Here is a 6,688-nt window from a genome sequence, read left to right as displayed (position 1 = left end):
GTGCCGCCGCCGGCGCCGCCGATGCGGCCGCTGGCCGGCCATGGCGACGAGGTACGCTCGGCCGCCGCGCTCGCCGCCGCGGCGAAGACGCTGGAAGCGCTGCACGCCGCCATGCAGCGGTTCGACAGCTGCCCGCTGAAGGTGACGGCGGCCAACACGGTCTTCGCCGACGGCAACCCGCAGGCCGACCTGATGGTGATCGGCGAAGCGCCGGGGGCGGAGGAAGACCGCCAGGGCCTGCCCTTCGTCGGCGCCAGCGGCCAGTTGCTCGACACCATGCTGAAGTCCATCGGGCTGACGCGGCAGACCTTCTACATCACCAACGTCATCCCCTGGCGGCCGCCCGGCAACCGCAAGCCGACCCCGCAGGAGGTGGGCATGTGCCTGCCGTTCATCCAGCGCCATATCGAGCTGGTGGACCCCAAGGTGATCCTCATGGTGGGCGGGCTGTCGGCCTCGGCGCTGATGGCGCGGGTGGAAGGCATCACCAAGCTGCGCGGCCGCTGGACCGACTACGCCAGCCCCGGCCTCAGCCATCCGGTGCCGGCCCTCGCCACCTTCCACCCGGCCTACCTGCTGCGCAGCCCGCAGATGAAGAAGCTGGCCTGGCGCGACCTGCTCACCCTGCGTCAGCGCATGCGCGAGCTGGGCTGCGCCGGCATCGACTGAGCCGCCGGACGGGGGCGCCCCTCGGCGGAGCGGGGCCCGACCCTCACCGCACCGGGCAGGGATCGCCGTCCACCGGCGACGGCGCCGACGGCATGCGGGCGCGGATGGTGCCGGCGCGGCGCTGGATGTAGGCGGTGGGCTCGGCCGGCGACCAGCGGATGGGGTTGGGCAGCACCGCCGCCATCAACGACGCCTCCTGCCGGGTCAGTTGCGCCGCCGGCTTGTTGAAGTAGCGCTGCGCCGCCGCCTCCGCCCCGTAGAGCCCCGGCCCCCATTCGGCGACGTTGAGGTAGACCTCCATGATCCGCTTCTTCGGCCACACCGTTTCCATCCACGGCGTCATGTAGAGTTCCAGGCCCTTGCGGATGGGGTCGCGGCCCGGCCACAGGAAGACGTTGCGGGCGGTCTGCATGGAGATGGTGGAGGCACCGCGGATGGTGCCGCCGTCGCGCCAGTCCTGCCACGCCTTCTGCATCTCGCGCACGTCGAAGCCGGTGTGGCTGCAGAAACGGGCATCCTCCGCCGCGATGACGGCGCGGATGAGGTCGGGGCTGATGTCCTCGATGGCAGTCCAGGTGCGGTCCAGGCCACGGCCTTCCACCGCCCGCACGATCTGCAGCGGCGTCAGCCACACCGGCACCCAGCGATGCAGCAGCACCTGTACCGCCGGCAGGGCGAACAGGATGAGCAGCAGGGCCAGCACGAGGCGCCGGCCCAGGCCGCCGCCTCCCCCGCCGCTGCGACCGCCGCCGCGGGTGAAGATGCGGCGGCGGGGCAGCGTGTCGGGCGGCGGTCCGGCGGGACGTCCGACCATGGGCCTCCGGTTACAGGCGTTCGACCACGAGCGCGATGCCCTGGCCGCCGCCGATGCACATGGTCACAAGGCCGTAGCGGCCGCCGGTGCGGTGCAGTTCGTACAGCGTCTTGACGGTGATGATGGCGCCCGTCGCCCCCACCGGATGACCGAGCGCCACGGCGCCGCCGTTGGGGTTGACCTTGTCCGCCGGCAGGCCGAGTTCCTGCGACACGGCGCAGGCCTGGGCGGCGAAGGCCTCGTTGCTCTCGATGACGTCGAGGTCGGCGACGGTCAGGCCGGCCTTCTTCAGCGCCACCGGCACCGCATGGACGGGGCCGAGGCCCATCACTTCCGGCGCCACGCCGGCATGGCCGTAGGAGACGATGCGGCCGAGCGGCTTGAGGCCGCGGCGCGAGGCCGCCTCCGCCTCCATCAGCACCAGGGCGGCGGCGCCGTCGTTGATGCCGCTGGCGTTGCCGGCGGTAACGGTGCCGTCCTTCTTGAACACCGCCTTCAGCTTGGCCATGCCCTCGGCCGTCGCGTCGCGGCGGACGTGTTCGTCGGTGTCGAACACGATGGTGCCCTTGCGCGACTCGATCTCCACCGGAACGATCTGGTCCTTGAAGTAGCCGGCGTCGATGGCGGCGGCGGCGCGGCGGTGGCTTTCGGCGGCGAAGGCGTCCTGCTGCTCGCGGCTGATGCCGTGGCGCTCGGCGACGTTCTCCGCCGTGATGCCCATGTGGCCGTGGCCGAACGGATCGGTCAGGGCGCCGACCATGGCGTCGACCATGGACACGTTGCCCATCTTCTGGCCCCAGCGGGCGGCCGGCAGCATGTAGGCGCTGCGGCTCATGCTTTCGGCGCCGCCGGCGACGGCGATGTCGGCATCGCCCAGCATGATGGTCTGGGCCGCCGACACGATGGCCTGCACGCCCGAGCCGCACAGGCGGTTGAGCGTCATGGCCGGCGCCTCCACCGGCACCCCGGCCTTCACGGCGGCGACGCGGGAGATGTACATGTCGCGCGGCTCGCCATGGATGACGTTGCCGAGCACGGTGTGCTGCACCTCGGTCGCCTCAATGCCGGCGCGGCTGATGGCTTCCTTGATGACCAGCGCGCCAAGGTCGATGGGCGACACGTCCTTCAGGCTGCCGCCGTAGTCGCCGATGGCGGTGCGGGCGCCGCTGAGGATCACGACATCACGGGTCTGGGGCATGGGGAACTGTTCTCCCTGGGGGTTTATGGCGGCGGCGGCCTGCACTCTGCTCCCTGCCGGTCCTCTCCCTGCCGGCTGCCGCCCGTTCGGCCTGCGTCAGTCGTACCGCACCTCGTGGGCGCGGCCATGGATGCGCAGGTATTCGGCCAGGTCCGGGTGGGCCCTGGTGATCATGTCGTGGTGGCGGGCCATGGCGGCCACCAGCGCGCCGTCGCGGCCGAGCTTGTCGTCGGCCATGGCGATCAGCAGGCTGTTGGGCCAGCTGCGCGGGCGGATGCGGCGCAGGTGGTCGAACACGTCTTCCTCGCGGCCCGGATTGAACTGGGCCATCAGGATGGCGGCGGTGGCGGTGGACCGCGACACGCCCGCGTGGCAGTGGATCAGCAGGTGTTCCACGGTGGCGGCGCGGAAGCTTTCGCCCAGGTCGAGGATGCGGTCGACCACCGCCTCGTCGGGCATGACGGCCCCGTCCACCGGCGTCACATGGTCGTCGAACCGCCACACCACCCGCTGGTGCCGCGGATAGATCTCGAACACCTCGGGGTCGGGGTAGCTGGGGTCGAGGATGGTGACGACGTGGCTCACCCCCTTCTCGGCATGGATCATCAGCTCGCGCAGGCCGCAGATGGTGATGCGGTAGGGCACGAGATCGGTGGGGATCGGGGTCGTGCAGGCGTCGGCGGAGGTCGAGGTCGAGGTCGTCATGTCACCACGGTCTGGTCGGCAGGGGCCGAGGGGCGGCCGGCTGCGGGGGCTGGAAGGGGTGCGCGCCTCATATGGTCATGGCAACCGGAGCGATCAACGGCGGGACGTTCAGCCGGCATCCTGCGGCGGCTCGTCGGAACTGTCGAGGTACTGGTCGATCATGTCATAGAGCACCGGCGCCGACAGTTCATCGGTGACCGCCAGGTTGGACGCGGTGCCATAGATGTTCAGCAGGTAGCCGCGATCGGCGCACACCTTCTCCAGCGCCGTCACGAAGGGAATGATGACGCCGTCGTTCAGGCTGTCGAAGTCCGGGCACTGCTCCATGCGGGCGAGCAGGTCGCGGTAAAGATCGGTCTGGCCTTTGGCCATGGCGGCGGCATCTCCTGTCTGTGCGGTCGGAAATCGAGCCGCAGTGTAGCCGTCGCGGGCGCCGGTTGGAACCCATGCTTGATGTGCGGGCGAAGACCGGTACAGTGCAGGCAGGACGAACGACGACCAGGGACGGGCCGCCATGACCATCGCCACCTTCGCCGACCTTCTCGCCCCGATCACCCCGGAGGAGTTCTTCCGCGACTACTACGGCCGCAAGGCGCTGCACATCCCCGGCGCCGCCGACAAGTTCGCCGACGTGATGTCGTGGGAACGGCTGAACCGGCTGCTGAACATGACGGCCATCTGGTCGCAGGAAAGCATCCTGCTCAAGCACGACACCCAGACCATCCCGCCGCAGGCCTATTCCATCGCCACCACCGACCGGCGCGAGCAGCCGGTGCTGCAGCCCGATCCGGCCAAGGTGATGGAATTCATCCGCCGCGGCGCCTCCTTCGGCCTCAACAACATCGACACGCTCGACGACGGCCTGCGCACCGTCGGCGACATTCTGGAATCGGCGCTGGCCGGCAAGGCGCAGGCCAACCTCTACTGCTCGCGCAAGGAGACGCAGGCCTTCGGCGTCCACTTCGACACCCACGACGTCTTCGCCATGCACTGCGAGGGCGAAAAGGAGTGGCAGCTGTACGAGACGATGGAGGACAACCCCATCAACCACCCCGCCTTCAAGAAGCTGCCCATGGACCAGCGCCGCGCCCGCGCCGGCAAGGTGGCCCAGCGGCTGGTGATGAAGCCGGGCGACCTGCTCTATGTGCCGCGCGGCCTCTATCACGATGCCCTCTGCCGCACCGACGGCTGCGTCCACATCGCCTATGGCGTCACCACCGTCATCGGCATCGACGTGCTGACCCTGCTCAGCAACCGCGCCCCCGGCGAGACGCTGCTGCGCCAGACCCTGCCCAACCCGTCGCAGCCGGGCTATGAAGAGGCGCTGAAGGCCCGCCTGAACGAGATCGGCGACCTGCTCAAGCGCATGGCCACCGACAGCCAGAGCCTCGACTTCATGCGCCGCTATCAGGGCGAGATCTTCCGCAACGGACGCGGCGGCTTCGACCTGCCCATCCCCGGCGCCCCCGACAAGCCGAAGATGCAGCCGCAGCAGCAGCGCCCGCCGGCAATGGCCATGGCCGGCGGCCCGGCGGTGCCGGCGCAGGCGCGGGCCGCCATCCTGTCGGCGGTGAAGGGGACCGTGAAGCGCTGACGCCGGCTCAGCCCGGCGCCGCCGCCGGCGGCAAGCGGGGGGGGGGCGCCCAGGGCGGCCGCCCGCCGGGCGGTGGCGAAGGTGCCCTGCAGCAGGTAGCCGCCGGTCGGCGCCTCCCAGTCCAGCATCTCGCCGGCGACGAACACGCCGGGCAGCGCCCGCAGCTCGAAGGTGGCGGGGTCGATGCCCTCCAGCCGCACGCCGCCGGCCGACGATATGGCCCGCTCCAGCCCGGCGGTGGCGGTCAGCCGCAGCGGCAGCGCCTTGACGGCGGCGGCAAGGCGGGCGGGATCGACGCGGGTGGCGGCGTCGGTCGCCTCGTGCAGCAGCGCCACCTGGGCCGGCGACAGCCGCAGGGCCGCCTTCAGCACCGCCGGCAGCGACTTGCCGCGCCGCTGCGCCAGCCGCTCGCGCACCGCCTGCTCGGGGAGATCGGGCTTGAGGTCCAGCCGCAGCACCGCCGCCCCCTCCGCCTCGATGGCATCGCGCAGGGGTGCCGACAGGGCATAGACGACGCCGCCCTCGATGCCGGCGGCCGTCAGCACCATCTCCCCCTTCACCGTGCGGCCGCCGAAGCTGAGGGCGACGGACTTGACCGGCGCGCCGGCGAACCGCTCGCTCAGATAGGGGCTCCAGCCGGCGATGAAGCCGCAGTTGCTCGGCCGGAAGGGGGCCAGCGGCACCCCGCGCGCCGCCAGCTCCGCCGCCCAGGCGCCGTCGGAGCCGAGGCGCGGCCAGCTCGCCCCGCCGAGCGCCAGCAGCACCGCATCGGCGCGCACCACCGTTTCCCCCGCCGGCCCGGCCAGACGCAGGCTGCGGCCGTCGGCGCCGAAGCCGAGCCAGCGGTGGCGGGTGTGCAGCCGCACGCCCAGCCCCTCCAGCCGCCGCAGCCAGGCACGCACCAGCACGCTCGCCTTGAAGCTGTCGGGGAACACCCGGCCGGAGGTGCCGACGAAGGTGTCGATGCCGAGGCCGGCGCACCACGCCCGCAGCGCCTCGGGCGGGAACTCCTCCAGCAGGCCGGCGAACAGCGGCGCGGCGGCGCCATAGCGGCCGACGAACTGCGCCAGCGGCTCCGAATGGGTGAGGTTGAGGCCGCCGCGCCCGGCCATCAGCAGCTTGCGGGCCGGCGACGGCTTGCTTTCGTAGACAGCGACGGCGGCGCCGCGGGCGGCCAGCAGCTCGGCGGCGAACAGACCCGCCGGCCCGGCGCCGATGATGGCGACGGAGGGCGGCGGCGCGGCGGGATCGGTGGCGGTCATGGCGCCGTTGTGCCCGACCCCGGCGGGCAACGCAAGCCTGCCCGCGTCCGTTGAACCCGACACCCGTTCCTCCCCCGCACAGGAGACGCCCATGAGCAGTCACGTCTACAGCAAGACCGAGGTCGTCGGCTCCTCCGAAACCTCCATCGACGACGCCATCCGCAACGCCATCCGCACCGCCTCCGGCTCGCTGCGGAACCTGGAGTGGTTCGAGGTGTCGGAACTGCGCGGCCACATCGTCGACGGCGACGTCGGCCACTTCCAGGTCACCCTGAAGATCGGCTTCCGATACGATAAATAGAGGTCCCTCACGCGCCGGGCGCGGCCGGTGGCCGCTTGGCTCCCGCGGCATAAGCCGCGCGGCGCGGTCGCGCCGGGTTGAGGTTTTGCTTGTCCCTTGTATGTCTTGCCCAGCGTCGGCAGTAAGCTGCGCGAGGCTGGTGAAG

At 71.4% G+C, this 6,688-nt stretch carries 7 protein-coding genes and 1 pseudogene; 3 read left to right on the top strand and 5 right to left on the bottom strand.

The window, feature by feature from the left end; genetic code table 11:
- Positions 1–669 (top strand): uracil-DNA glycosylase (locus ABD056_RS22255; RefSeq protein ID WP_343870425.1); only part of this gene is annotated, 669 nt, incomplete at its 5' end.
- A gap of 43 nt (positions 670–712) precedes the next feature.
- On the opposite strand, the gene mtgA is transcribed toward ABD056_RS22255, so the two are convergent.
- The 4 genes from mtgA to ABD056_RS22235 all read right to left on the bottom strand — a co-directional run bounded on the left by mtgA (position 713) and on the right by ABD056_RS22235 (position 3,758).
- Complete coding sequence (gene mtgA / locus ABD056_RS22250; protein ID WP_343870423.1) at positions 713–1,483, bottom strand: monofunctional biosynthetic peptidoglycan transglycosylase; 771 nt, start codon at positions 1,481–1,483, stop codon at positions 713–715.
- A 10-nt stretch (positions 1,484–1,493) separates the two neighbouring features.
- Entirely contained in the window at positions 1,494–2,681 is a 1,188-nt protein-coding gene (locus ABD056_RS22245) for an acetyl-CoA C-acyltransferase family protein (RefSeq protein WP_343870421.1), read from the bottom strand.
- Between the two features lie 96 nt (positions 2,682–2,777).
- On the bottom strand, positions 2,778–3,386 hold the full coding sequence (locus ABD056_RS22240; RefSeq protein ID WP_343870420.1) for a tyrosine phosphatase family protein: 609 nt from the start codon (positions 3,384–3,386) through the stop codon (positions 2,778–2,780).
- 108 nt (positions 3,387–3,494) lie between these two features.
- A complete protein-coding gene (locus ABD056_RS22235; RefSeq protein ID WP_343870419.1) occupies positions 3,495–3,758 on the bottom strand; it encodes a hypothetical protein in 264 nt (87 codons plus the stop codon).
- Positions 3,759–3,900: 142 nt separating this feature from the next.
- Between ABD056_RS22235 and ABD056_RS22230 the strand changes: the two are divergent.
- Positions 3,901–4,590, top strand: a pseudogene (locus tag ABD056_RS22230) (JmjC domain-containing protein); the annotation flags it as partial.
- A 203-nt stretch (positions 4,591–4,793) separates the two neighbouring features.
- Here the strand turns inward: ABD056_RS22230 and ABD056_RS22225 are convergent.
- The gene (locus tag ABD056_RS22225) at positions 4,794–6,242 is read right to left on the bottom strand and encodes a BaiN/RdsA family NAD(P)/FAD-dependent oxidoreductase (protein WP_343870417.1); all 1,449 of its coding nucleotides are present in this window, start codon (positions 6,240–6,242) and stop codon (positions 4,794–4,796) included.
- A gap of 91 nt (positions 6,243–6,333) precedes the next feature.
- On the opposite strand from ABD056_RS22225, the gene ABD056_RS22220 reads away from it, so the two are divergent.
- Positions 6,334–6,543, top strand: coding sequence for a dodecin (locus ABD056_RS22220; protein WP_343870414.1), 210 nt, complete (start codon positions 6,334–6,336; stop codon positions 6,541–6,543).
- The last annotated feature ends 145 nt before the right edge of the window (positions 6,544–6,688 follow it).

This window comes from Caenispirillum bisanense, from assembly GCF_039523075.1.
Classification (GTDB): Bacteria; Pseudomonadota; Alphaproteobacteria; order Rhodospirillales; family Rhodospirillaceae; genus Caenispirillum; species Caenispirillum bisanense.
This window is presented reverse-complemented; position numbering and strand designations above follow the sequence as displayed.